25 protein-coding genes are annotated in these 26212 nt (G+C 67.7%); 7 read left to right on the top strand and 18 right to left on the bottom strand.

What is annotated here, in order from left to right; genetic code table 11:
- Positions 1 to 3: 3 nt before the first annotated feature.
- From ACIA75_RS16285 to ACIA75_RS16275, 3 genes are all read right to left on the bottom strand, one after another.
- A complete protein-coding gene (locus tag ACIA75_RS16285; protein ID WP_397104483.1) occupies positions 4 to 1053 on the bottom strand; it encodes a homogentisate 1,2-dioxygenase in 1050 nt (349 codons plus the stop codon).
- Positions 1054 to 1177: 124 nt separating this feature from the next.
- Positions 1178 to 2029 carry a crotonase/enoyl-CoA hydratase family protein gene (locus ACIA75_RS16280; RefSeq protein ID WP_397104481.1) on the bottom strand — a complete coding sequence of 284 codons (852 nt, stop codon included), beginning with the start codon at positions 2027 to 2029 and terminating at the stop codon, positions 1178 to 1180.
- A gap of 25 nt (positions 2030 to 2054) precedes the next feature.
- Entirely contained in the window at positions 2055 to 2960 is a 906-nt protein-coding gene (locus ACIA75_RS16275) for a LysR family transcriptional regulator (protein ID WP_397104479.1), read from the bottom strand.
- Between the two features lie 58 nt (positions 2961 to 3018).
- On the opposite strand from ACIA75_RS16275, the gene ACIA75_RS16270 reads away from it, so the two are divergent.
- On the top strand, positions 3019 to 4083 hold the full coding sequence (locus tag ACIA75_RS16270; RefSeq protein ID WP_397104477.1) for a YeiH family protein: 1065 nt from the start codon (positions 3019 to 3021) through the stop codon (positions 4081 to 4083).
- 129 nt (positions 4084 to 4212) lie between these two features.
- Here the strand turns inward: ACIA75_RS16270 and ACIA75_RS16265 are convergent, their stop codons facing one another.
- The 6 genes from ACIA75_RS16265 to ACIA75_RS16240 all read right to left on the bottom strand — a co-directional run bounded on the left by ACIA75_RS16265 (position 4213) and on the right by ACIA75_RS16240 (position 10026).
- Positions 4213 to 4947: a hypothetical protein gene (locus tag ACIA75_RS16265; RefSeq protein ID WP_397104475.1), complete on the bottom strand. Its 735-nt coding sequence runs from the start codon at positions 4945 to 4947 to the stop codon at positions 4213 to 4215.
- Between the two features lie 75 nt (positions 4948 to 5022).
- Complete coding sequence (locus tag ACIA75_RS16260) at positions 5023 to 6276, bottom strand: ABC transporter substrate-binding protein (protein WP_397104473.1); 1254 nt, start codon at positions 6274 to 6276, stop codon at positions 5023 to 5025.
- On the bottom strand, positions 6266 to 7315 hold the full coding sequence (locus ACIA75_RS16255) for a branched-chain amino acid ABC transporter permease (RefSeq protein WP_397104471.1): 1050 nt from the start codon (positions 7313 to 7315) through the stop codon (positions 6266 to 6268). The genes ACIA75_RS16260 and ACIA75_RS16255 overlap by 11 nt, the downstream gene beginning before the upstream one ends.
- 80 nt (positions 7316 to 7395) lie before the next feature.
- Positions 7396 to 8283 (bottom strand): branched-chain amino acid ABC transporter permease, encoded by an 888-nt coding sequence (locus tag ACIA75_RS16250; protein ID WP_397104469.1) that lies wholly within the window; start codon positions 8281 to 8283, stop codon positions 7396 to 7398.
- Positions 8280 to 9005, bottom strand: a complete 726-nt coding sequence (locus ACIA75_RS16245) for an ABC transporter ATP-binding protein (RefSeq protein WP_397104467.1) — start codon at positions 9003 to 9005, stop codon at positions 8280 to 8282. Before ACIA75_RS16245 ends, ACIA75_RS16250 begins: the two co-directional genes overlap by 4 nt.
- 262 nt (positions 9006 to 9267) lie before the next feature.
- A complete protein-coding gene (locus ACIA75_RS16240) occupies positions 9268 to 10026 on the bottom strand; it encodes an ABC transporter ATP-binding protein (RefSeq protein WP_397104463.1) in 759 nt (252 codons plus the stop codon).
- 230 nt (positions 10027 to 10256) lie between these two features.
- On the opposite strand from ACIA75_RS16240, the gene ACIA75_RS16235 reads away from it, so the two are divergent.
- Positions 10257 to 11561: a PucR family transcriptional regulator gene (locus ACIA75_RS16235; protein WP_397104461.1), complete on the top strand. Its 1305-nt coding sequence runs from the start codon at positions 10257 to 10259 to the stop codon at positions 11559 to 11561.
- Between the two features lie 115 nt (positions 11562 to 11676).
- Here ACIA75_RS16235 and ACIA75_RS16230 read toward each other — a convergent pair whose 3' ends face one another.
- Entirely contained in the window at positions 11677 to 13293 is a 1617-nt protein-coding gene (locus ACIA75_RS16230) for an alkaline phosphatase D family protein (protein WP_397105350.1), read from the bottom strand.
- Positions 13294 to 13348: 55 nt separating this feature from the next.
- On the opposite strand from ACIA75_RS16230, the gene ACIA75_RS16225 reads away from it, so the two are divergent.
- The 5 genes from ACIA75_RS16225 (at position 13349) to erm (ending at position 19106) form a co-directional block, all read left to right on the top strand.
- Positions 13349 to 13597, top strand: coding sequence for a hypothetical protein (locus ACIA75_RS16225; protein WP_397104459.1), 249 nt, complete (start codon positions 13349 to 13351; stop codon positions 13595 to 13597).
- Between the two features lie 118 nt (positions 13598 to 13715).
- Positions 13716 to 14159: a hypothetical protein gene (locus ACIA75_RS16220; RefSeq protein ID WP_397104457.1), complete on the top strand. Its 444-nt coding sequence runs from the start codon at positions 13716 to 13718 to the stop codon at positions 14157 to 14159.
- Between the two features lie 52 nt (positions 14160 to 14211).
- Complete coding sequence (locus ACIA75_RS16215; RefSeq protein ID WP_397104455.1) at positions 14212 to 15954, top strand: hypothetical protein; 1743 nt, start codon at positions 14212 to 14214, stop codon at positions 15952 to 15954.
- A 334-nt stretch (positions 15955 to 16288) separates the two neighbouring features.
- Positions 16289 to 17827, top strand: coding sequence for an MFS transporter (locus ACIA75_RS16210; protein ID WP_397104453.1), 1539 nt, complete (start codon positions 16289 to 16291; stop codon positions 17825 to 17827).
- 457 nt (positions 17828 to 18284) lie between these two features.
- A complete protein-coding gene (gene erm / locus ACIA75_RS16205) occupies positions 18285 to 19106 on the top strand; it encodes a 23S ribosomal RNA methyltransferase Erm (protein WP_397104451.1) in 822 nt (273 codons plus the stop codon).
- A gap of 90 nt (positions 19107 to 19196) precedes the next feature.
- On the opposite strand, the gene thpD is transcribed toward erm, so the two are convergent.
- The 8 genes from thpD to ACIA75_RS16165 all read right to left on the bottom strand — a co-directional run bounded on the left by thpD (position 19197) and on the right by ACIA75_RS16165 (position 26026).
- A complete protein-coding gene (thpD, locus tag ACIA75_RS16200; protein ID WP_397104449.1) occupies positions 19197 to 20066 on the bottom strand; it encodes an ectoine hydroxylase in 870 nt (289 codons plus the stop codon).
- 18 nt (positions 20067 to 20084) lie between these two features.
- The gene (locus ACIA75_RS16195; RefSeq protein WP_397104447.1) at positions 20085 to 20480 is read right to left on the bottom strand and encodes an ectoine synthase; all 396 of its coding nucleotides are present in this window, start codon (positions 20478 to 20480) and stop codon (positions 20085 to 20087) included.
- Between the two features lie 14 nt (positions 20481 to 20494).
- A complete protein-coding gene (ectB, locus tag ACIA75_RS16190; protein ID WP_397104445.1) occupies positions 20495 to 21754 on the bottom strand; it encodes a diaminobutyrate--2-oxoglutarate transaminase in 1260 nt (419 codons plus the stop codon).
- Complete coding sequence (gene ectA, locus ACIA75_RS16185) at positions 21751 to 22389, bottom strand: diaminobutyrate acetyltransferase (RefSeq protein ID WP_397104443.1); 639 nt, start codon at positions 22387 to 22389, stop codon at positions 21751 to 21753. The genes ectB and ectA overlap by 4 nt, the downstream gene beginning before the upstream one ends.
- 72 nt (positions 22390 to 22461) lie before the next feature.
- On the bottom strand, positions 22462 to 23556 hold the full coding sequence (locus ACIA75_RS16180) for a sensor histidine kinase (RefSeq protein ID WP_397104441.1): 1095 nt from the start codon (positions 23554 to 23556) through the stop codon (positions 22462 to 22464).
- 3 nt (positions 23557 to 23559) lie between these two features.
- A complete protein-coding gene (locus ACIA75_RS16175; protein WP_397104439.1) occupies positions 23560 to 24270 on the bottom strand; it encodes a response regulator transcription factor in 711 nt (236 codons plus the stop codon).
- A 182-nt stretch (positions 24271 to 24452) separates the two neighbouring features.
- Complete coding sequence (locus ACIA75_RS16170) at positions 24453 to 24758, bottom strand: hypothetical protein (RefSeq protein WP_397104437.1); 306 nt, start codon at positions 24756 to 24758, stop codon at positions 24453 to 24455.
- A gap of 212 nt (positions 24759 to 24970) precedes the next feature.
- Positions 24971 to 26026, bottom strand: a complete 1056-nt coding sequence (locus ACIA75_RS16165) for a PP2C family protein-serine/threonine phosphatase (protein ID WP_397104435.1) — start codon at positions 26024 to 26026, stop codon at positions 24971 to 24973.
- Positions 26027 to 26212: the final 186 nt, after the last annotated feature.

The following is a 26212-nucleotide window of genomic DNA, read 5'->3' as shown; positions in this document are numbered from 1 at the left end:
GAATCAGCGCGCGGTAGCCGGTTGCCCTTCGGCCGGGTGCACACCGTATTGGTCGGTTTCCATCAGATGGGCGATATCCCGGCCCGCCGGGGTCATCGTCAGCGAGGACCGGGTTTCCAGCAGCCAGGCGCGGTACCCCGGCTGGACGTTCTCCTCCGGGCCCTGATGGAGGAGGCCTTTCGGGGTCCAGGTGACGGTGCCGGGGGTATCGACCGAACCCCACGGCGAAGGACCCATGCCGTAGCAGATGACCTCGTCGAAGTCGGCATTGTGATGGATCGGGGGCCGGGTGCTGTGCCGGCTTCCGACGCCGAAGACGAAATCGTTGCCCGAGGTACTGCTCATCAATCGCGCGGGCGCCAGCCCGCCTTCGGCGACACCGAGTCCTTGCACGTTCTCGATATTGAACCGGACGACGAGCGGGGCCCCGAGCACATCCAGGCACGGGATCGGATCGACATCGTAGAAGTAGGAGGTGAACCTGTCGCCGGTGCGTACGACGAGCTCGTACTCGCCGTCCACCGGTTGGCCGGGCCGGCCGTGCGGGATCGGCCGGTCGAGATGGAGGTCGGGGTTGAAGGTTCCGGGCGCACCCTCGGGATCGAGGTGCAACTCGCTCGCCGTCGCCACGATGAACTCGTTGATCTCCTCGGCGATCGCACCCCAGCGGTAGCACACCGCGCGCGGGATGAGGACGAAATCGCCGGTGCGGACCTCGAGGGTGCCGACCTCGGTATCGAGTTCGCCCCGCCCGGACACGATGTAGTGCAGCTCGTCGGCCCAGACGTTGACGTACGCGAAGCCCATGGCGGCGGCGCGGCGGTTCAGTTCGAGACTGATGCCGTCGCCCTCGAGAATCGGCACCGCGAGGGCTTTCGGCTCGGCGAACACCTCAGCCGGTAGGTCCCAGGTGTGGAACCGCCGCGGCACGTATTCACCGCGGGCCCGTAGGAACCGGGGCCGGTACTGGGCCCGGACGATGGATGTGTTCGGGCCGGCGAAACCATTACGGGAGAAGAGCTCGATATTGGGCGCCAGGACTTCGTCCGGCATGCAGCACCTCCGAAAATCGTTGTGCCACAGATCCTAGACACGATAACTCGGTCGCGCGCACTTTTGCGAACTCATCTTTGCCCAGGTAAGTGTCACCGAAAGTACACTCCCGTGGCGGATCCGGTCAGTCCCGGAACGGCGGTACCGGCAGATCCGTTCCGAATATTTCCGGCAGATCCCGCACTACGGTGTCCGGGAAACGCGCCGGCCGTTTCTCGAGGAACGACGAAACACCTTCCGCCGCATCGGCGCTGGCACCGCGGCTGCGGATGCCCCGCGACTCCACCCGATGCGCGATCATCGGATGATCGGCGCCCAGCCCGCGCCAGAGCATCTGCCGCGACAGCGCGACCGAGACCGGAGCGGAATGCTCGGTGATCCGGCGCGCCAGCGCCTCGGCCTCGTCCAGCAGGGTTTCCGGCGAGTACAGCCCGTAGAAGAGTCCCGCCTCGTACGCTTCGGCCGACTCGACGAGCCGGCCGGAATACACCCAGTCCAGCGCCTTCTGCATGGAGACCAGCCGCGGCAGGAACCAGCTGGAACACGACTCCGGGACGATCCCGCGCCGATTGAACACGAACCCGATCCGGGCACCCTCGACCGCCAGCCGGAAATCGGCGGCAAGGGTCATGGTGATCCCGACCCCGACGGCAGGTCCGTTGATGGCGGCGATAATGGGTTTGCGCGAGTCGAACATCCGCAGCACCACTTCCCCACCACCGTCCCGGAACGATTCCGGCTCCCCGTCCGCGGGCGCGACGAATGTTTCCGCGCCGGCGGAGAGATCGGCTCCGGCGCAGAAGGCACGTCCGGCGCCGGTGAGGACGATCGCGCGCACCGATTCGTCACGGTCGCAGGTGTCGAACGCGTCGATCAGCTCCTGGCCCATCGCGGTGGTGAACGCATTGAGCTGAGCGGGACGGTTCAGGGTGATGGTGGCAATGGAGTCGGAGACGTCCAGGCGAATATCGGCCATAGCGGACAGCATGCCACTGTGGCTGTCAGCTGTGCGTCGCGCATCGGACGAGCAGTTCCGCCGGTCCCGTGGGCGGTGTGCCGCGCCGCCAGATGACCCGGAACTGCCGGTTCAGCACCACCGAATCCGACAGGGCCACCCGGTGCAGCGTCCCGGCGGCCAGCTCGGGCGCGGCGACGAGGCTGCTGAGCACGGCCGGGGCCACACCGGCCCGGGCGGCCGCGACGATGGCGACCGCGGAACCGAGCTCGGCCGCCGGTGGGGCCGGCGGGCCATGGGCGCCGAGGATCTCCCAGACCGTATCGCGGGTGCCGGAACCGGATTCGCGCCACAGCAGCGGTGTCGCGGCGAGCTCCCGCACGGTCACCGGATCGGTTCTCGTGGCCCAGGGATGGGTGGTTCCCACCACCAGTAGGAGTTCGTCGGCACCGAGGACCCGGCCACCGAGATCCGGGGGCGGATGCGGGCCCTCCACGAAACCGAGATCGGCCTCGCCGGCCCGGACCATGGCCTCCACCTGCGCGGTATTGTCCACTTCCAGCGATACCGCGATATCCGGCCGCAGGCCGCGCAGCGCCGCGAGCCACTGCGGAATCCGGTGGTCGGCGATGGTTTTCGAGGCCGCGATGCGCAGCCGTGGAGCATCGGCGCTGTGCAGCGCCGACACGGTGGTGTTGAACGACAGCGCCGCGTCGAGGACGGTTCGCGCCGCGGCGACTACGGCGCCGCCGGCGTCGGTGAGGGTGGAGCCGGTGGGTCCGCGGTCGAGCAGCCGCAATCGCAACCGCCGTTCGAGCGCGCTGATCCGCATACTCGCCGCCGGCTGGCTCATCCCGTGCCGGCGGGCGGCGGCACCCAGACTTCCCGTATCCGCGACCGAGACCAGCAGGTCCAGGACCGCGAGGTCGGGGGTTCCGGGTGGCAGGGTCACAAGTGTCGATTATGGGCGTTCGGCTGAACGGCCGCGCACCACCCCATCAGCTCCGCTTATGACCTCCTGCGAATTCACCGGCTACCGGCACCGGCCCGTGTTCGCCAAGGTCGGAGTGGTGAACGAGGTGTATCGCAGAATTCCGGGCCTCGGCCTCGCCGCCGCCCTCGCGACGGCGGCGTCGCTGCTCGCGACGGTCGCGCCGGTCGCGGGCGCCCCGGTCCTTGCTCTGGTCGCCGGAGCCGCGGCCGGTATGCGCGCCGAGGGACAGATGGCGGAATCGGGCCGGTTCGGGCCGGGATTGGCCTGGGCGCGGCAGCATCTGCTGGGCGCGGCGATCGTCCTGCTCGGGCTCGGGCTGCCCATGCACGCGGTGTTCACGGTCGGACGGGAGACCGCCGTCGTCCTGCTCGGTACGGTGGGCGTCGGGGCGGTCACCGCGGTGTTCGTCGGCCGGCTGCTGGGGTTGCACCGCGAATCGATGATCCTGATCGCCGCCGGGACCACGATCTGCGGCGCCTCGGCCATCGCCGCCGCCACCGCGGTGATGAAGCCCGATCGCGAACGGGTCGCCTACGCGCTCGGCACCATTTTCGTTTTCAACGTCGCCGCGGTACTCGCCTATCCCCCGCTGGGCCGGGCGTTCGGGATGTCCGAGGAGGCGTTCGGGCTGTGGGCCGGTACCGCCATCAACGACACCTCGTCGGTCCTCGCGGCGGGTGTGGCGTTCGGGCCGGTAGCCGCGAGTTTCGCGGTGATCGTGAAACTGGTTCGCAGCCTGATGATCGTCCCGCTCTGTGTGGGCCTGCACCTCACCCGCCGGCGCACGGCCACCGAACCGCTCGCGCAGACTCCGCTGTGGCAGACGATCCCACTGTTCGTCGTCCTCTTCGTCGCCGCCTCGGTCGTCGCCGGAACCGGCGTCCTGTCTCCGTCGTGGACCACGCACCTGAGCGCGCTCAGCTCATGGCTCGTCGCCGCCGTGCTCGCCGCGATCGGCACCCAGCTCACCTGGCGACGGCTGCGCGCGGCCGGATCACGACCGCTGCTGTTCGGTGGGGTACTCGCGGTGGTCCTCGCATTCTCGGCGCTGTGCCTGCAGTTGCTCACAGGTTGGCGATGACCGATCGGAAGCACACAACCGGACCACGGCCGGAGCCGGGAGACCCGGCCCCGGATATGCGGCCGGAGGCGGCGCCGAAAACACAGCCCGCCCCGGACGTCCAGGACGGGCTGTGACGAACAGTGGTGACTACGGGGTCGTCGGCCGGCAGGCCGGGTGCTCCGGCGGGCACGGCGACAGGATGGTCGAGAAGTACTGGAAGGCCGCGAAAACCGCGACCGGGCCGCCGATCAGGAAAGCGCCGATGATGCCGCCCGCGGCACCCAGCGTCGCGGCGCCCGCGACACAGCCGCCGATCGTGGCACCGACGAACGGAACCAGCAGCAGGGCGATCGGGCTGGAGATCAGCGCACCCGTCGCGGCGCCGAGCACACAGCCGACACTGCCGCCGATCACCGCACCGACCGCACCCGCGATCGCCGCACTCATCGTCGCCCGCTGGGTGAAGACACCCAGGGCCTGCATATCGCGCGGGGTGAACTGTTCGGCGATCTCCTTACCCGCCTGTTCCGGGGTGATCACCGGTGCGCTCACCGGGGCCACCGGGACACCGCCTTCGCGCTGCGGGGTCAGTACCGCGGTGCCTCCGTCGATCGCCGCGGCGATCGGGAAGGCCATATTGTCCTTGCGGTAGGTGAGCGGAACCGTGCTGAGCGGGGTGTTGTCGATCGATTTCAGGATGAGCTGGTCACCCGCGACCTGCCATTGACCGTTCGTTTCCACGACCGCGGTATCTCCCGCACGAGTGATCTCGTAGGTGAGTTCCTTCGGCGCGGCGGCGGGTTCCGCGGCGGCGGGGGCGACAGTCGCCCCGAGGGCCGCCACCGCTATCGCGGCGGTGACTGCGCTGGTTCTGAGTTTCATCATTGTTCCTCATCGGTTGATATCGAGGCGGCCGTCGGCGCCGGTGTGCGCCGCGGACGTTTTCGGGGGGTCCGGTCAGCGGCCGGATGTGTCGACGAGATCGCCGGCGAGCACCCAGCGCTCGCCTTCGAACCGCTGAATCTGCATGGCCTCCATGGGATAGCCGTCGCCGGCACCGGTCTGCAGGGTGATCCCGGGCAGCAGCAGATCGATCTCGACGTTGTCGAGCGACCGCATCGCGTCGCGCAGCCCTTCCCGGGTCTTGCACGCCGCCGCGTCGAAGGTCTTGTGGAAGCTCTGCGCCATGGCCCAGCCGACCAGGGTGTAGCCGTCGGTCGGGTCGGCGCCGGGGACGTACTGGGCGAGCTTGTCGCGGTAGAGCTTCATCCCGGGATCGTCGGTCCACTGGGGATCAGCGGGATCCTTCACGAAGACCGAGGTGACGACGTTCTGCACATTCGGGAATCCGACCGGAGCCAGCACGCTCATGGTGCTCGAGACCTGCGAAAGAATATGCAGCGGATTCCATTCGGGGTTGCGCGCGTCGGCGGCCAGGGTCTGCGCCGCGAACTTCGGGGTCGCGAAGTTCAGCATGACATCGGCCTTCGAATTCGCCAGATTGCGCAGCTGGGGGTCGACCGTGGGATCGGTGACCTCGTAGCTCTGTTCGGCGATCACCCGCACCCCGCTGCCCGCGGTGGCCTCGGTGAAACTGGCCAGCAGATCCTTGCCGAAGTCGTCGTTCTGGTAGAGGACGGCGACGGTGGCGTCGGGTTTCTGCTCCTTGACGTAGCCGGCGAACACCTGCCCCTCGGCCTGGTAGCTGGGCTGCCAGCCGATGGTCCACGGATGCCCGTCGCCGAGACCCCACTGGGTGGCCCCGCCGGCGACGAAGATCTGCGGTACCTCGCGCTGGTTCAGGTAGTCCCACACCGCCGCCGACGTGGGCGTACCGAGCGTGGACAGCACCGCGAACACCTGGTCCTGCTCGACCAGCCGGCGGGTCTCCTCGACGGTCTTCGGGGGCTGGTAACCGTCGTCGCGCAACAGATACTCGACCTTGCGGCCGTCGATACCACCCTGCTCGTTGTTGACGTATTCGAAATAGGCCTGCATCCCCTTCGGGAGTTCGGCGTAGGCGGAGGCCGGCCCGGACAGCGGGAATATGCCGCCCAGTTTCATACTGGTATCGGTGAGTCCTGTCGTCTGCTGACCTTGGCAGTCGCCGGAGGCGACGGCATCGTCCGCGTCGTCGCGGCCCCCGCAGCCGCCGACGGCGAGTACGACAGCGGCGGCGGCGATCGCCGCCTGTATCGCTCTAGTGCGCATCGGTTCTTCCTTTCCGGGCTCGGCGACCGAGCCAATGCGCCGCCCGGCCGACGAGTCCGGCCAATCCATTCGGCGCGAGGTACATGACCGCGATGATCAGGAGCCCGAAGATGACTCCCGGCGCGGCTTGATTGACGTCCTGGGCGAAGCTCGGCACATACATGACGAACAGGCCACCCAGGAGTGGCCCCCACTGCCCGCCCAGACCCCCGACGACCAGGCCGGCCAGCAACGTGATGGACAGGGTGAGAGTGAAGGAATCCGGTGAGACGTAACCGATCACCCAGATGTAGACGCATCCGGCGGCGCCGGCGAGCATCGCGCCCCAGGCGAATGCCAGCGTTTTGTAGAAGGCGGGCCGCACACCGGTCACCTCGGCGGCGATCTCGTTGTCCCGGATCGCGTGCAGCGCCCGTCCCACCCGCGAGCGCAGCAGTCCGGCGACCAGCAGATAGCTGACCGCGGTCACCGCCAGTGCCAGGAAATACAGCCACTGGTCCTCGGCCAGCCCGCTCCACGCCGGTGGCTGTGGTTTGTCCAGGGTCAGGCCCATGGAGCCGCCGGTGACCGATTCGAAGCGTTTGAGCAGGGGCACCAGGAATATCGCGATGGCCAGGGTGACCAGCGCCAGATACAGTCCACGCAGCCGCAGCGCGGGAATGCCGAGGCCGATTCCGAGTACGAACGCAACTGCCGCGGCCGCGGGCAGTGTCAGCGGATACGGTGTGTCCCAGCGGTCCATCATGATCGCTGTGGTGTACGCCCCGACCGCGAAGAACGCGCCGTGCCCGAGCGATATCTGCCCGGTGTGCCCCACCAGCAGGTTCAATCCGAGCAGCGCGACCGCGTAGATCATGGCCAGCGCCAGCTGGAAGGTGCGGAACGGCGCCAGTTCGAACGGCGCCCAGCAGGCCAGCACCAGCAGCACCGCCACCACCAGCCACGACCAGTTGATCCGGCGGGTCCGGGTCCGTGAGCGGACCGGCTCGGGTAGGGGCGGTCCGTGCTCCGGTGCCACCGTGGTGTTCGGGATTCCCATATCGCTCCTGCTGTATCTATGGGGCATGGACGAGGGCCCTGCGTGGTTACGCTCCGCTGCCGCCCCCGGGCCTGACTCGCTCATACCCGCTCCACCGCGGGAGTGCCGAACAGGCCTTGCGGCCGGACCAGCAGGACGCCGAGGATGATCACCAGTGGCACACCGATTTTCAGTTCGGTGCCGATGAAGTCGAGATAGGCGCCGGCCAGGGTTTCCGCGACTCCGACGATGAGTCCGCCGGCCACCGCCCCGACGGGGCTGTCGAAGCCACCGAGGGTGGCGGCCGCGAAGGCGTAGATGAGGACGCCGCCCATCATGTTGGGCTCCAGGAAGAGCAGCGGCGCCGACAGCACCCCGGATACCGCCCCGACGGCGGCGGCCAGCCCCCAGCCGAGCGCGAGGACGGTGCCGACACCGATACCCACCAGCCGCGCCGACTGCGGGTTCGCGGCCACCGCGCGCATCGCCAAACCCGTTCTGGTGTAACGGAAGAGCAGGTACAGCAGCACCATCACCACCGCGACCACCGCGAGGATGCCGAGATTGCCGTAGCCGGCCGTGACACCGCCCGCCCGCAGCGCTCCCTCCGGGAAGGGGTTGGGGAAGGATTTCAGCTGATACGACCAGATCCAGCCGGCCGCGGCGTTGACGAAGAAGAACAACCCCACCGTGACGATCACCAAGGTGAGCTCCGGAGCGCCTTCGACCGGCCGGATGATGATCCGTTCGATCAGCATCCCGCCGGCGAAGGAAATGGCGATGGTGACCGGCAGGGCCAGCCAGAACGGGGTGCCGCTCTGGACCAGCTGCCAGGCCAGGAAGGCCGAGAACATAGCCAGCTCGCCCTGGGCGAAATTGACGATCCCGGTGAACCGATAGATGAGAACCAGGGCGAGGGCCATCCCGGCGTAGAGGGCCCCGGCACTCAGGCCCTCGATGATCTGCTGCGCGAATCCGGTCACGATCACACCCGGTATCCGAGGTAGGACTGCGCGACCTGCTCATCGGCGGCGATATCGGCCGCGGTCCCGGACAGCACGATCTGCCCGCTTTCCAATACATGAGCCTGATGCGCTGCGCGCAGCGCCAGATGAGCGTTCTGCTCGACGACGATCACGGTGGTGCGTTCCTCTGTGTTGATGGTCTGCACAATGCGGAAGAGTTCCTGGGTCACCAGTGGCGCGAGCCCGAGTGACGGTTCGTCCAGGAGCAGGAGCCGGGGCCGCGATATGAGGGCGCGGCCGAGTGCCAGCATCTGCTGCTGGCCGCCGGACAATTGGCCGGCCGTTTCGCGCAGTTTCTCGCGCAGGACCGGGAAGTAGTCGTACACCCGGCGCAGATCGGCCTCGATACTGCCGCGGGAACGGCGGGAGAACGCGCCCAGGCGCAGGTTCTCCTCGACGGTCAGCGGCGCGAAGGTCCCGCGTCCCTCGGGGACATGCGCCACCCCCATCCGGGCGACCTTCTCCGGTGCGCGCCCCGCGATTTCGGCCCCGTCCAGCCGTACCGACCCGCGCACCCGCACCATTCCGCTGAGCGCACGCAGCAGGGTCGTCTTACCGGCACCGTTGGGACCGAGCACCGCGCACACCTCGCCGGCGGCGACGGAGAACTCGATACCGTGCAGTACCTCGCCGGCCCCGTATCCGGCGGTGAGGCCGGAAACGGTCAGAAAGGGCTCGTTGCTCATTCACTGTCCTCTCGGTCGGCAGGATGGACGCCCACCCTCATACGGGACTCATGCGGAACCGGCGAGGGCCCTGCGTGGTGACGCTGCGCTACCGCCTCCGGGCCTGACCCGCTCATGCTGTGCCGATGGGGCATGCGCGAGGGCCCTGCGTGGTGACGCTGCGCTACCGCCTCCGGGCCTGACTCGCTCATGCTGTGCCGATGGGGCATGCGCGAGGGCCCTGCGTGGTGACGCTGCGCTACCGCCTCCGGGCCTGACCCGCTCATGCCGCGGTCCCCAGGTAGGCCTCGATCACGGCGGGGTCGCGTTGCACGTCTTCGGGTGGCCCGTCGGCGATGACGCGGCCGAACTCGAGGCATACGACTCGGTCGCAGATGCCCATGACGAAACCCATGTGGTGTTCGACCACGACAACCGTCAGATCGAAATCCAGGCGCAGGCCCGCGAGAAGTTCGGCGAACTCGTCGACCTCCCCGTGGCTGAGCCCGTTGACCGGCTCGTCCAGCAGCAGCAGGCGGGGTCCCGCGGCGAGTGCCCGGGCCAGTTCGATCCGTTTGAGCGTGCCGAACGGGAGACCGGTGGCCGGGTGGTCGGCGACATCGGCCAGGTCGAGGCGATCGAGCAGGCCGTCGACCTGGGCGCGCAGCCGGCGTTCCTCGGCGCGGACCGGGGGCAGGAACAAGCCCGCCCCGAGGAAGCCGGCCCGCGCCCGGTGGTGAGCACCGACCAGCACGTTGTCCCGCACGGACATACGGGTGAAGAGGCCGAGGTTCTGGAATGTCCGGGCGATGCCCAGCCGGGCCATGAGGTCCGGCCGTACTTTCGACAGGTCCGTCCCGAGGTAGCGCAGGGTGCCGGCTGTCGGCGCACAACGCCTGGTGAGGCAATTGAACAGGGTGGTCTTGCCCGCGCCGTTGGGGCCGATGAGACCGACCATTTCGCCGGTCGCCACAGCGAATCCGACATCGTCGAGGGCCGTGATTCCGCCGAATCGGACGGTCAGGCCGGATATCTCGAGCATGGGTCCTCCGGGTCGCGTGGTCGCGGTCGAAATCCTGTGGGGCAGCGCACAGTCCGCCGGACCGGCTATGGGTCAGGCCAGCGTAAGAGCGGCCAGAATGAAACACATCAGCCTGTGCGTCCCAATTATTCAGAGGACGTTTGTCCGCTGCGGACAAACGAGCTGGGCATAATTTGATACATTCGCCGCGGAATGTTGACATTCTCGGCGGGGCCGGGGACCATCCGACTATGTCAGCTGGATCACATACGGTCGCCGCGTCGCTTCCCGAACCGGTACAGCTCGCGCGCACCCGGATCGTCGGCACCATCTACGACTGCGCCGACGAGATCGCCGAACGTGGTAGCAGCGCGATCCTCGCCCAGGTCCCGGGCTACACCGGCCGCGACACCGAATTCCGCGCCGATGTCCACGACCAGGTCGCCCGGCTGTGCCGCACCGGACTCGGGGCGCTACTGGACCACCGGCGGGTCACCGCGGCGGATCTGGCGTACACCCGCCGGGCCGCGGTGCGGCGAGCCCAATCCGGCCTCCCGCTCACCGATTACATCACCGCATTCCGGTTGGGCCAGCAGGCATTCTGGAAGACCCTGGTCGCCCACGCCGGCGATTCACCGGCCGCCCGCGAGGCGACACTGTCGATGGTGCTGCCGCTCACCCGCTACTGCGATCTGATCAGCACCCAGGCCACCCACGCCTATCTGGAGTTCCAGCAGCATCAGGCCGCCGAAGCCGGCCGGGACGGCCGCGACCTCGTCGAATCCCTACTGGGTGGTGCGCTGCCGGAACGCGGCCCACTCCCGGCCGCCGCGGCCGCGCACGGGATCGGCACCGCACACAACGAACACCTGGTCGTGATCGCGGCGACCGTCCTGACCTGCCACGAACGCGGCACGGCCGCGCGTTCCGATACCGAAGCCCCCCATATTGTTTCGGCCGCTCTGGCCCGCGCCGGGGTCAACGGCCACCGCACACTGGCGGTGGCCCGCGATACCGATATCGTCGCCATCGCCGGGCTGGGCCGCGCCGGCGTCGACGAGCTGTGCGCGCGGCTACGGCGCACCCGCGACACTCTCGTCGCGGAGGGGATCACCGCGGCCCTCGGCGTCAGCACCGTGATCACCGGTATCGAACAGATTCCGCGCGGCTGGCAGGAAGCGCGCTCGGCGCTGGACCTCCTCCCCGACAGCGGCGGCGTCATGGCCCTCCCCGAGCTGACTCCGTTCCGCTACCTGATGCTGAGCTCGGACGATACCGTGCGCAACCTCGTCGACCCGCGAATCGCCCGTACCCTCGCCGAGGACCAGGCCAAGGGCGCGGTCCTCGCCGACACCATCCGGGCGTTCGTCGCCGCCGATATGAATCTGCGCGAGGCGGCCGACGCACTGCGTATCCACCACAACACCGCCAAATATCGACTGCGCCGCATCCAGCAGCTCACCGGCCGCAATATCCGCACGGTGACCGATCTGGTGGACCTGCTGGTCGCCATCGAGCTCCGGCACGCCCCGCGCGCTGTCCGGCACGACCACTGACCGACCCCGTTCGCCCCGGCCGAACGCTCGAGCCGCACACGGAAGGACCCGGACGAAATCCGGGACAGTACCGTTGCCGGCACAGCGTGGACCACCACGAACATGCCGGATGGGTTCAACGCGCATCATCCCGATCGTCCTGACCTCCGGAGCCCCGGCCTGCCGCTACCGCCGGCTGAAGCGCCGCGGTGTTCTCCCCACGATTCTCCCCGGCCGGAGCCACGCCGGGTATGCCGTGGGCGATCACATACGAGGCGCGGGTGTACACCGGGGCACCCGGGCGGCTCACATAGGGCAGTACTCGGAAATCGGTGCGCCAGAGCTGTTCGTCCACCTCGACCCGGACATAGCCGCGCTGCGCGTTGAAGAATTTCAGATCCGGGTTGGCGGCGAGTAGTTCGGCGCCGCGGGCGTAGGTGTCCACGCCGTCGCCGCCGCTGGTGATGGAGGTTCCGGTGAATTCCGCCGCCACCACCGGAGTGCGTGGGTCCGCCGGATCGGCACGCAGGTCGGCCGCGTAATTTTCGTGCCGGTCACCGGTGATCACCACAAGGTTGGGCACCGACCGCGCGGCAGCGGCAGACAGCACAGCGGCACGTTCGGCGGGGAAGCCGTCCCAGGCATCACCGGACAGCACCGCGCCGGGCCCGGCGTCGTGATCGGTTCGCCCGAGCACCACCTGATTCCCGATGATCTGCCAGCGCGCCGGCGAGGCCGCGAACCCGTCCACCAGCCAGTCCCGTTGCCGCGCACCCAGAATCGAACCACCGCTACGGTACTGCCGGGTATCGAGCATGGTGATATCCGCGAGATCACCGAACCGGTAGCGCCGGTGCAACCGCATCTGCGGCCCCGACGGGAGCTGCGCCAGGCGCAACGGCTGATGTTCGTACAGGGCCCGGAAGGCCGCCGCCCGCCGGGCCCGGAAAACCGGCGCCACGCTGTCCAGGTCGGCCCGGGCGCCCGGACGGTCCCCGGCCCAATCGTCGGCCAGTTCGTGATCGTCCATGGTGACCAGCCACGGAAACGACGCGTGCGCCCGCTGTAATGCCGGATCGGACTTGTACCAGCCGTAGTGCACCCGGTATCCGCTGAGGTCGCGTGGCTCGTGCCGGAGCGCGGATTCCACCCGCAGGCCGCGCACCGCCCCGGTGATCGGATATTCGTACAGGTAGTCACCCAGGTGAACGACCAGGTCCAGTTCCTCGTCCGACATATGGTCGTAGGCGGTGTACCACCCGTCGTTCCATTCCTGACAGGAAGCAAACGCGAACCGCAACCGGTCGACCGGGCGGCCGGCCGCGGGGGACGTGCGGGTCCGGCCCGTCGGCGAGATCGCCGCGCCCGCCCGGAAACGGTAGAAATACCAGTGTCCCGGTTCCAGGCCGTGCACTTCCGGATGGACCGAATGCCCGAGCGCACGATCCGCGACTACCTCGCCGCGATGCACCACCTTGCGGAAACCCTCGTCGTGCGCCACCTCGTACTCGACCGTCACCGGGTTGCGGTCCATCCCGCCGGAACCGTCGGGCGCGAGCGGATCCGGTGCCAACCTGGTCCACAGCACCACCCCGTCCGAGGTGGGGTCACCGGATGCGACCCCCAGCGTGAAGGGGTTGCCCAGAAACCGCGGCGACCGGAACCGCGCGGCACCCGCCGCGCCGGTCCCTGCGAGTAATACGGCGGCTGCCGCGGCGCCCTGCCGGAGGAATCGCCTGCGGGTGGTGTCCATCGTCAAGGAATCCCGCACCAGGCTGACGACCCCATGGCCCCTGGATGACACCCCGATGACCATCGGACGAGCGTTGCCGGTCGCGACGCCGGCCGCCTCGGACGCGGCACGGCCCGCACTCGCCGCTAACAGCCGGCACCGCGGTGCCGATTACCCGGATACCGGTTTCCCGTCCCGACTCCGGAGGCTCCCGATGGTCGTCCCTGCCGTTGTCCCGGCCAACCCTGTTCAAGCTCTGATCATGGCGTTGAGCCAGGTGATGTGCTCACTGTCGTCCGGTGGAGGCTGCGCGATCATCATGTAGGCGCGCCGGCGCGGGGCAAGATCACCTGGTGTATGCTGACGCCGAACGCTGACTCAATCGGCGTCATTCTTCGGACCCCCGAGATTTATGTGTAACTAACGGTTGCACATAAATCTCGATGGCCTCCGGTAGCCCCCTCGGGCCGGCGGCCTCCGCACACTTTTTCGGCACCCGGATCGTCTGCCGCGCGATGGCCATGGCCTACCCGTACTTCCTGGTCAGTTGTTACACGGTGCGCTCGCTGTATCCGACATTCCTGCCGCTGGGTGGTCCGGTCGGCGCCGATATCGGCCGGCTCCGGGCACTGGATCGGCGCAGCACCTATTTCCTGCTCGTCGCCGCGGCGATCCCACTGCTCGGGGCGGCCGGTGCCACCTTCCTACCGGTCGCCGAATTCGCGCAGCTTCTCACGCCGTTACGTGTGCTGTTGCTCGGCAGCGCACTGGCCTTCGCGGCGGTGTACCTGCTCTTCCGGACACTGGAACGCGATATGGCGACCCTCGAACGTGTGATCACCCACGGAAACGCGCCCCGCGCGGCGGATCCGGCTAGTACGGTATAGCCACCGCATTGCTGCGGGGTGAGTCGGAGCGGTGGGAAAGGCGGGGCAGGGTATGCACGATCCGGTATCGTCGGTGACCGGATTCATTCCGTCGCAGGCCGATAGGCCCGGACCGGTGGCGGGGGCCGGTCAGCTACCCCGGTACCTGAGAGGCGGCCGGCATTATGCCAAGCCGTTGCTGACCGACGGCACCCGGGCGGATTCCGCACCGGAGCGCGATCCGGACACCGCGCCGCAGCAGGAAACACTGGCCGCTCGCTACCTCAGCGCCGATCCGATCGACTTCGACGGCGCGCTGGTCTACCCGATGTACAGCGAACAGCTGCCGACCCCCACATCGGCACTGACCATGACACTGCTCTCGGCCACCCCGCCCGCCGGGCTGGGCAGCGTCGGTATCGGACTGTCCGTGGTCGACGGCTCGATCGACCTCGACCACCGCCATGTGGCCGGAGTGGATATCTGGCGCGACGCCTTGGAGCGTGGAATCACCTTCGACCTGTCCGCGTATACGGCGGATGCCCTGTTCGCACTGACCCCGGTCTGGTCGAATACGGCCGGAGAACCCCAATCGTGGTCGGGCAATTACGGCATCGTCGTCGAGCGCACGGAAACAGGTCGTACCGTGCTGTGGTGCAGTATGGGCGAGGGACCACCCCATTTCGCCGATCTCGTGATCGAGGTCCGGAGCACGCCGCTGGACCCGTATCCGCAACTGTTCATGCCCGGATCCATCCCGGCCGTGTCCACCCCGGCGAGCCCGGCCCGGAACACCGACACCCTTCGGTCCGGCCGGGAGGGCCCCGTCACTCCGGACGATGGTGACCCCGACCCGTGGGCCGCGCACTATGAACCAGCGGTCGACGAAATCGAGATAGCCGAAATCGAAATAGAGGGCTATCCCTGCAGTTTCGCCGATATCGTCGTGACTCAGCAGGCCGGTATCGGATCGGACGATGCCGGGACACCGGAGTCGGCGGACTCCGACGGCGGCTCCCCGGAGTGGTCGCCGCTGCACACCGCCTACCCGGAGCCGACGGGGCCGGACGAGGGTTACGCGGACCGGTCGGTGCCGGGTATCGGCGCCGATATCGCCGGCTATGACGACCCGCTCGCCGGACCGGCTGTGGCGCTCGTCTTCCCGGCCGACCCGGCCCCGGAAGCGTATCCACCGGCGGGCCGGCACGCCTGGGTGGAAAGCCCGGAGCTGACGGGCTTGGTCCCGGTGATCCGCGACGCGGGGCTCACGGACTACGGCCCGGAACCACCCCGGTCCGCCGGCGCCGACCCCGAGCCGTATCCGGCCACCGCCGCGCTGCTCTCCGGTCGCGAGGCGATTCCGGTGCCCGTACCGGACGATGGCGATCGCTCGCTGATCGACACCCTCGCCGACGATTCGCTCGCACCGATTCTGCCCGGAAACGATTCATCACCGGCGGACGAACTCGACCCCGATCGGCTGCACACCCTGGGCACGGCGGCCCACGCCCAGGGCGACGATGACCAGGCATGCCTGCTGTGGATGCGGGCGGCCCGGGCCGGGCACCTGTGGGCCACCTACGATCTCGGCGTGCTGTATCTGCACCGGGACGAACCCGCAGCCGCCGAACGCTGGTGGCGGGCCGCGGCCGCGCGTCGGCTGATTCCCGCCATGGCGAATCTGGCGGTGCTGCTGGAGGAGCGCGGCGCCGTCGCGGAGGCACGGATGTGGCGTACCCAAGCCGTCGCCGAAGAGGTCATCGCCACTGCCACGCGCCCGTCCCCCCGCGAAACCCGCACGGCGTCGCTGCTCTGACGGGGCGGTTCGGGACCGGAAAATCGCTGGACACCGACATGGGGCCCAGTGAGGATATTCCCCATCGCCAGGGATTCGACCGCTTACCCCGGGTCGATCCGCTACCGCCGACTGCCGCGTGACCGGTCCGTTCGTTCGGTGGGCAGCGCCGGGCGAACTCGTGTCCGGTGCCGGTCGTCGACCTGACGATCCGGCGTGACGGTCCGGTCGCCGTTCGTCCGGCATCGGCGACTGCGCTCGTTCCGATGAGTTTCGGGGACGGCGGGAGTCCAAGGTGGTGATGTGTCCGCCAGGTCAGCCCTTGACCTAAACCAATGTCGAGGTTGTTGAGTTCATGAGTATGGATGCCCCGAACCGCTCTGCCTCCGAGGCCGCGACCCGCCTCGACCCCGCGGATCCCACTGTCCGGACATTCGCGCAACTGCTGGTGAACGTCCTGCTCGTATCGTTCATCAACTTCACCGTGTGGTTCGCCATCACATTCTTCGTCTACCTGCAGACCCGTTCGGTTTTCGCGACCGGCATGATCGCCGGGATCTTCCTGGTCGCCATGGCCGGCACCGGGGTGTGGTTCGGCAGTATCGTCGACCATCACCGCAAGAAAGCGGTGATGCAGGCCTCCGCGCTCACCTCTCTGGCGATCTACACGGTGGCGCTGGCGTTCTACCTGATCACACCCGCCGAGGAATGGCGGGATCCGGCGAGTGTGCGCCTGTGGGTGCTCATCGTGCTGCTGATGAGCGGCGTGATCGCCGGCGGTCTGCGCACGATCGCCCTGCCGACCGTGGTCACCGCGATGTTCGACGCACGGGTCCGGGACCGGGCCAACGGCTTGGTCGGTACGACGACCGGGATATCGCAGCTGGCGACCTCGGTCGCCAGTGCCCTGCTCGTGGGCTGGAACGGGATGCTGGGCGTCTTGGTGATGGCCGTTGTCGTCCTCACCGGCACGGTCCTGCATCTGCAGCGCCTCACCCTTCCGGACACGCTGGCCCATGCCGCCGCCGAGGGTGAATCCAAACGGGTGGACCTGCGCGGAACCGTCCGGATAATTCACGGAATTCCGGGAATGATCCCGCTCATCGCGTTCGCGGCGTTGAACAACCTGCTGTTCGGCGGACTGATGGCGCTGATGGATCCGTACGCCTTGTCGATGATGTCGGTGCAGGCCTGGGGCATCATCTGGGGCGGGCTCAGCGCAGTGATGATCGTCGGCGGTCTCCTCGTGGCCAGGGCCGGTACGTCGTCGAATCCGGTGCGGCTGATCCTGCTGATCAACCTGGCGTTGTGGGCCGTGATGCTGGTGTTCCCGCTCCAGGATTCGGTGCTGCTGCTGGTGGGCGGTATGGCCGTGTTCATGGTCCTCATGCCGTTCGCCGAAGCCGCCGAGCAGACCGTATTGCAGAAGGTCGTCCCATATCAGCGCCAGGGCCGGGTCTTCGGATTCGCGCAGAGTGTCGAACAGGCCGCGTCACCGCTCACCGCCTTCCTGATCAGTCCACTGGCCCAGTTCTTCTTCATCCCGTTCATGACCGACGGGTCGGGTGCCCGGTGGATCGGCGACTGGTTCGGCACCGGCGAAGCGCGCGGTATGGCACTGGTCTTCGTACTGCTCGGAATCCTCGGCCTGCTCTTCACCGGCTACGCTCTCGGCAGCAAGCACTACCGCAACCTCAGCCGCAGCTACCGCGTCGGGTCGACCGACCAGGCGACGCCGAATCCCGGCACCATCGGCGCCGGCGACACCGCGCGCGGCGGCAACGGTGAGCAGCGGGAAGACCTACCCGGCACCGATCTCGACACCGCACTCGTCGAACTGGTACCGGGCGACCGGTGCGGCGCACCGGGTCACGAGCCCGCCACGACGCACTGACGCGGTCGGGATCGTCGAATCGAGGATCAGGTAGACGGCGGTGGTGCCGGGGCGGATGTCGAATAGCTCGAGCGCTTCACCGCCCCGCCCACTGCATCCCCGCCGCGATGAGCTGCCGCGAGTGCCCCGAGTCGCCAGGGACCGAAAACCCTTGGACGGAAATCGCGAGCCGCCCTAGGGTGGCCGCCATGGGAACTTTGTGCACCAGCGGAGTGTGCGCGGGCGTTGCGTACTACCTCCGCCTGCGCACGGCAGCTCGGACTCTGCCGGCGCACCCCACACTCCGCTGACCCGGCCGGGTCGTCCCACCGACGGGACGTCCCGGTCGTGAGCGATACCGGTCCATCCGGCCGGTATTTCGTCGCGATCACTCGGCGCTTCGGCGCCGCGCACAGCACCGGCATGGGTCCGGGCGAATCAGCACACCTCGATTCGGCCCGCTTCCTCGGAGGACCCCATGTCCCGCCCCACCGGATACTCGCCTGCCCGCAACGCCGCGACACGAAAAAGACTGTCGCAGAATTTCCTGACCGCACCCGCAACCGCCCGCCGAATCGTCGCGGCGTCCGGTATCGGCCCCGGCGATCTCGTCCTCGAGATCGGCCCGGGTGACGGAATGCTCACCCGATATCTCGTCCGTCGCAGCGGCCGGGTGGTGGCGTACGAAAAGGACCTGCACTATGCCCGGCGGATCGCCACTCGATACTCCGGCGATGATCGGCTCCGTGTCGTGCACAAGGACTTCCGCGCTGTCGACCCACCGGCGGAACCGTTTGCGATCGTCGCCAACATTCCGTTCGCCGCGAGCACGGATATTCTGCGCTGGTGCCTGACCGCGCCACGGCTCACCACGGCCACCCTGCTCACCCAGTACGAATTCGCCCGGAAGCACAGCGGCGATTACGGACGCTGGACCAAATTGACGATCGTCCACTGGCCGGATTCGGTACCGATACTGGGCGAACGGGTCGGTCGCCGGGCATTCTTCCCGGTGCCCCGCGTCGACGGCGCGGTATTGCAGATCGTCCGCCGCCCGGACCCGTTGCTCCCGGCCGGTGCCCGCGCCGACTACCGCAGAATGGTGGAACTGGGCTTTTCGGGACTCGGCGGATCACTCGCCGCATCCCTGCGGCGGGCACACTCCGCGCGTGCTGTGGGCGCGGCCTGCGCGGCGGCCGGTATCGCGACCGACCTCCCGGTAGGGCTGGTCCCGCCCGATGCCTGGCTCACCCTCTTCCACCGGCTACACCAGTCCCGATACCCCGGGGACAGCGCGTGACAGGGCCGGGTCGCCGCCGCTGACCCGGACACGACGACGGGGACGAACCCGCACTGGATTCGTCCCCGTCGCCCTGGGCGACTGCTCCGTCTACACCGGTGTGTACTCGCGGGCGGCGATATATTCCGGCCGCCGGGCAGGTGCGGCGAACGGTTCTACCAGGGTGTTCTCCACACTGTTGAACACCAGGAAGATATTCGACCGCGGGAACGGAGTGATGTTGTTCGCCGACGCGTGCATGATGTTCGAGTCGAACAGCAGCGCCGAACCGGCCGGGCCGGTGAACTGCGTTATCCCGTACTTATGGGCCATTTCGGTGATATCGGCTTCGCTCGGTACCCCGATTTCCTGCTCACGCAGTGACTCCCGATAGTTGTCCGCCGGCGTTTCGCCCTGGCAGGGCACAAACGACCAGTGCGAGCCCGGCATCACCATCAGACTGCCGTTGTACGGGTAATTGTCCGTCAACGCGATCGACAGACTCACCGCCCGTGGCGCGGGCATACCGTCTTCGGCGTGCCAGGTCTCGAAATCGGAATGCCAATAGAAACCGGTGCCGAATCCGGGCAGATAGTTGACCCGGCTCTGGTGGATGTACACATCCGAACCCAGAACCTGACGGGCCAGGTCCACCACCCGCGATTCACTCACCAGCTCCGCGACCGCCGGACTCAGCTTGTGCACCTCGAATACCGAGCGCACCTGCTGCGACGATTTCTCCACGATGAGCCGGTCGTCTCCCCGCAAATCCGGATCGCTTGCCAGCCGATCGATCTCGGCGGCGAATTCGGCCACCTCCTCGGGGCTGAGCAAGCGCTCCAGAATTGCGTAACCGTCGGCATCGAACGCAGCCAGCTCCGCGTTGCCGATCCGGCCCCACACAGTAGCGTCATGCCGCTCCTGCTGCGGCGCGCGCTCGGCGGTTCTGGTCGGATAGCGATCGATCCGATTGTCTACCAACGTCGTTCGTCCTTCCTCTCAGGTGGCCGGAACGGCGATCAACGGATAAACGCCGTTCTCGTCGTGAACCTCCTGTCCCACGACCGGAGGGTTGAAGACGCACAACATGCGCATCTGTGTCCGCGCCTGCACTTGGTGCTTCTCGTGCCCGTTCAGCAGGTACATACTGCCCGGGCCGAGGGGGTAGGTGCGGTCGTTGTCCAGATCGGTGAGGGTGCCTTCACCCTCGACCAACCAGACCGCTTCCACATGGTTCTGATAGTGGAAGACGTGAGTGGTGCCGGCATCGATGGTGGTCTCGTGGAACGAGAACCCGACCAGATCACCGCCCAGCACGATTCGCTTGCTCCGCCACCCATCGGCAACGATATCGCGGTCGGTGCCGGTGATCTCCTCGGTGGTGCGCACGATCATTCTGATGTTTCCTTTCAGCTGCAAACAGTTTCGACGGCATCGGTCAGGATGCGCAGTCCGTGGTCGAGTTCTTCGTCGGTCACGGTCAACGGCGGCAGCAGTTTGACAACTTCGTCCGACGCTCCCGAGGTCTCGGCCAGCAGGCCGCGTTCGAATGCGACCTGGCAGACCTTGTTGGCCTGTGAGGCGTCGTCGAAGACCAGACCGTGCACCAGGCCGCGGCCCCGAGTGGACGTTCCCGGAACGGCCACGGCGATATCGTTCAGCGCCGCGGCCACCCGCTTACCCTTGGCGACGGTGGACTTCTCCAGAACATCATCGGACCAATAATGCTCGAGCGCCACCTGTGCCGTCACGAAAGACGGATTGTTACCACGGAAGGTGCCGTTGTGCTCGCCCGGTGACCACACATCGTGCTCGGGCTTGAACAGCACCAGCGCCATCGGCAGGCCGTAACCACCGATCGACTTGGACAGGGTGACGATATCGGGGGTGATCCCGGCCGTTTCGAAGGAGAAGAACGGGCCGGTGCGCCCGCAACCCATCTGGACATCATCGACGATGAGCAGGATCCCGCGTGCCGAGCACAGCGAGGCCAGGTGCCGCAGCCATTCGGGACGGGCGAGGTTGACTCCGCCTTCACCCTGCACCGTTTCCACGATCACGGCGGCCGGCCGGTCCAGGCCGGACGAGGAGTCGTCGAGCACCCGCTCCATCCACTGGAAATCGGCGGTGGTGCCGTCGAAGTAGCCGTCGTAGGGCATCGGCGTGGCATGGTTGAGCGGGACGCCGGCGCCGGCCCGCTTCATCGCGTTACCGGTGACCGACAGCGCGCCGAGGGTCATTCCGTGGAACGCGTTGGTGAAGCTCAGGATGGTCTGTCGACCGGTCACCTTGCGGGCCAGCTTCAGCGCCGCCTCGACCGCGTTGGCGCCGGTCGGGCCGGGGAACTGCACCTTGTAATCCAGGCCGCGCGGCGCCAGCAGAGTATCGCGCACGGTCTCCAGCAGTTTGCGCTTGGCGACAGTGGACATGTCCAGACCATGAGTGATGCCGTCACCGGCGATGTAATCCACCAGCGCCGATTTCAGCAGCGGGTTGTTGTGGCCGTAGTTCAATGCGCCCGCGCCGGCGAAGAAATCGAGGAAATCCCGGCCGTTCTCGTCGCGGAGCCAGGACCCCTGGGCGGTGTCGAACACCGCCGGCCAGGAGCGGCAGTAACCCCGGACGTTCGATTCCAGGTCGTCGAAGATCGTCGTTTCAGGGGTAATCATGAGTGATCCCTTTCGTTTTTACGGGCGATCGGGGAGATGGTGTAGAGGTCCTCGGCGGCGTGACTGTCCGGGAACACATCCGGTTCGAACAGTTCGCTGCGCACCATGTCGGCGCCGCGGCGGCGGGCCAGCGAGGCGAACATGGCGATCGAGGCGGGATTATCGGGGGACACGGTGGTCTCCAGCGCGTCCACGGCACCGCCGGCCGGATGGCCGGGGGCGGTCACGGTGGCGACCAGCCAATCCAGCATGGCGACCCCGGTACCGCGGCCACGCTGGTCGGCGTCCACGGCGACCTGCCAGACGAACAGGGTGCCGGGCGCCTCGGGTCTCAGATAGCCGGTGATGAAGCCGACGACACGGCCGTCGCTCTCGGCGACCACCGACGTGGCGGCGAAATCACGGCACCACAGAAGGTAGGCGTAACTCGAATTGACATCCAGGACCTGCGAATCGTCGGCGATCTGCCACAATCGCGCGGCATCCGTGATCCGCGGCGCGCGCAGCGTCACGCCGGTACTGGCGGGCTCCGCATCGGTCGCGGCGGACGAAGAGGTCGATCCGGTGCCGGTCGGGCCGGCAGTCTGCGTGCCGGTCGAACCGGCAACCTGCGGTGACTCAGTGTGTAAAGACATACAACTCCGATGTCTGCTTGCAGTACTTTCCCAGGCTCACGAACGAACTTTGAGGTGGCCTGGTCGAGTTCTTTACAATTGCGTTACGAGCTGATGACGCCCCTCTCGATCGATGAGTGGAAGCCGGATGACGAACCGGGCGCCCCCACCGGGGCGTTCCGTACATTCGACCCGGCCGCGATGGGTGGCCACGGTCTCGGCGACCAGCGCGAGCCCGATACCCGTCCCACCGGTGGTGGCACGGCGACCGGCACGTGAGGTCGCGAAACGTTCGAAAATGCGGTCGCGGTCGGCCGCGGCGACCCCGGGACCGGCGTCGTCCACCTCGATGACCGCGTCCACGCCGTCCCGCCGCACAGTCACCGCGACGGCTCCCCCGCCGTGCCGGTCCGCATTTTTCAGCAGGTTCACGACGGCACGTTCGAGTTCGAGTTTACGGCCCAGCACGGTCACCTCGTCGGCGACAGTGAGCAGTTCGGCCGGGCGATGGCTGTCGTGCAGGGTATGTGCCAGCAGATCGCCCACCGAAACCGGATCGGCGTCACCATGGTGCATACCAGCCTCCACCCGGGCCAGCGCGAGCAGATCGTCGAGCAGGCGGCGTAGATGTTCCACCTCGGCGATCACCAGGTCCAGCGCTTGGCGCGAACGCGGCGGGAGATCGTCACGGTACCGGCCCAGTACACCCACCGCGGTGGTGAGCGTGGTCAGCGGGGTGCGTAGTTCATGACTCACATCACCGAAGAGCCGATGTTCCCGGTCGATCCGGCGCTGCAGCGAATCGACCATCCGGTTGAACGACGCCACCGTACTGGCGAGGTCCTGATCGTTGCTGTCCGGCAGACGGGTCCCCAGCTCACCGGAGGCGATGAGGGCGGCGGCCTCGGCGACATCACGAAGCGGTTTGAGCATCCGCCGGCTCACCCAGACCCCGACCGCCGCGCCGACCAGTGCCGCCGCGAGCGCACACACCACCAGCAGCGCCGGGCGATGGTTCAACCGATCGCTGAATGTCCGATTCTCGTCACTGACCACGGCGAATACCGCCAGCACTAGAACCAGCGCCATCAGACCGGATGAGGCCGCGAACGCGGTCGTCACCCGGCTACGCAGGCTCCAGCGCCCCGGATCGCGTTCGACCCGGGCCGTACTCGCTACAGTGATCATCGGTCAGCGCTGCACGTCCAGCCGGTAACCGAGGCCACGGACGGTGACCACGATCTGCGGATCCGAGGGGTCGCGTTCGATTTTGGTGCGCAGGCGGCGCATATGGACATCGACGATTCGTTCGTCCCCGAAGAAACCCCGGTCCCAGACCCGCTCGAGCAGCACATCGCGGCTCAGCACCCGGCCCGGGGCATCGGCCAGCTCACACAGCAGCCGGAATTCGGTGATGGTCAAATTGATCTCCTCGTCGCCTCGGCGGACAGCTCCGCCTTCTGGGGACAGGATCAGCGGTTCGACCGGGTCGGCGTCCAGGACGACCTCGATCGGCGCCTCGCGTTCCACCGACAGCCGGGCGCGGCGGCGCAGGGCGCGCATCCGCGCGGTGATCTCCTTGATCTCGAAGGGTTTGGTGACGAAATCGTCGGCGCCGGCCTCCAGGGCGGCCACCACGTCATGGGTATCGTCGCGGGCGCTCACCACAATGATCGGGACGTCGTGGTCGCGACGGATCTCCCGGATACAGGTGAACCCGTCCATACCGCCGAGCATCAGGTCGACGATCATCACATCGGGCACGCCGATCGTCCGCAGATGCGTGAGCGCGGCCTCGGCTTCCTCGGCCTCGGCGACGTCGTAGCCCTCGTCCTCCATGGCCAGGCGCAAAGCGCCCCGGACCCGGTCGTCGTCTTCCACGATCATCAGGTTCGCGCTCAATATTCAATCCCTTGCAGACGCACGTGGCGTGCCGCGACGCGGGTTTCGCATCCCCAAACCGACGCGACAGCCCGCTACTCAGTTTACTCGAGCAACCTTCCGGTTATACGGATAGCCGCAACGCCCGCGAAGTAAACCCCCGGAGTGAAATGCCTCACTGTCAAATATTGTGCGTATGACCGTCACATATCGCGCGCAGGCTCCAAGCGGAAGAAGTTGCTCGGGGTACCGTCGGCGCGGAGTTCCTGGTAGCGGAAGCTCAATTTGCGCGCGTCGAATGTTGCGAACCAGTCGGCCCAGCTGACCGGCTGGAGTACCGCACCGCCGTAGTGCGGGAAGTCCAGGCGCAGGACCCCGACCTCGCCGTCGTACTGGCTGCCGGGCGTGGTCGCCGGGTTCGCACCCCGCCGCTGAGCCCACTGGCGGATGACCTCATGATTCGTGGTGACCATGGTTGTTCCGGGAGCGGCGGACAGGCCACCCTTCATGACGAACCTCCTTGCGGTAGGTGCGTGCGTCCTCACCCGCGTGACCCTCGGTGGCCACACCGGCTTTCGGGACTTGTACCCGCCTTCGCACTTTTGCAAACACCGCGGACACGCAGATGTCCACAGTGTCCGGGCCGCCCACCGGACGATGCCGAGGCAATCGACGGGCCGATTCCGCATTTGCCCGGAATTTGCCGAAACCGGGCGACGGGTCATCGACCGCCGGAAATCGGGACCAGAGCCACCGTGATGTTATCGCTGCCACCACAGACGACCGCGTAGTCGACGAGCGCGCGAGCACCCTCCGCGGTCGGCACCCCGAGCGCCCGGCCCGTCAGGTCGACCGGCTTGGGCAGGTAATTCCACAATCCGTCGGTGCACAGCAGCAGCGCACCCGGACCTTCCACGAAATAGGTCCGGATACTGTCACCCGACCAGGGCTGCTGTCCGGCGTCGGCACCCAGCCAGCGCATCAGGGTATGAGCGCGTGGGTCGGCCATGGCGGCCTGCTCGTCCATGGCGCCCGCCTCGATGAGCGTCTGCGCCCAGGAGTCGTCCACGGTGAGTTTCTGCGGGCCGGTCAAAGGTCCGGGGTGCCCGGGGCGGGCCGGCTGCCCGGTGGCGGTCTCGCCTGCTGCCAGCCAGTAGGCGCGGCTGTCGCCGATATTCGACACGGTGAGCGAGATGCGGCCGCCGGATTCGGTGCGCACGATCGCCGACACATAGGTGCAGGAGGGCGCATCCCCGTCCGGCCCGACCAGATTGCGCACCGCCTCCGATGCGGCCGCCATCCCCGCGGCGGTCGCTTCCTCGGGCGTCCGGTCACCGGCCAGCGCCGCCAGGCAGGCATCCACCCCGGTCCGGACAGCGGTCCCGGAGGCGGCCTGGGGATCCGGCGAGGACGAGACACCGTCACAGACCACCAGGATGATGGTCTCCGGTTGTCCACTGTCGTCGGGAACCACGGCGGCGGCCACCGCGTCCTCGTTGCGCGCGTGCAGGATTCCGCGATCGGTGACCAGACTCACCAGTCCGAGATCGGCCTCGAACCGATCCTGGACACGATGCGGGTGATCGCAGACCGGGCAGCGCGGACCGTGGCTCTGGGTACCGCAGTGCACGCACACGACCTCGGCGAGACCCTCGTCCGGTAGCGCCACCCGATGGATACCCGGTGCCACCGATTGCCGCGGAACGGTCCGCTCCGCGGCCGCCGCCCGGCGCCGGGTATCGATGGTGTCCCGGACCGCCGGCATGGGTTCGGTCACCGCATCGAGAATGTCACCGGGCTCCGTGCCTCCGGTGTTCGGATCTGGATTCATCCGGCCGCCACATTCACGAGTAGATTCCGGCGCCCCCCGACCCGGATACCGCGAGTCCGCACACCGCCCCCCTTCATTCGACCCGTTCCATACTGACGATCGACGATAGTACGCGGTGACCGGGCGGGCGCG

The organism is Nocardia sp. NPDC051750 (assembly GCF_044453135.1).
GTDB lineage: Bacteria > Actinomycetota > Actinomycetes > Mycobacteriales > Mycobacteriaceae > Nocardia.
The sequence above is the reverse complement of the archived record's forward strand: the minus strand, read 5'-3'. Positions and strand labels throughout refer to the sequence as shown.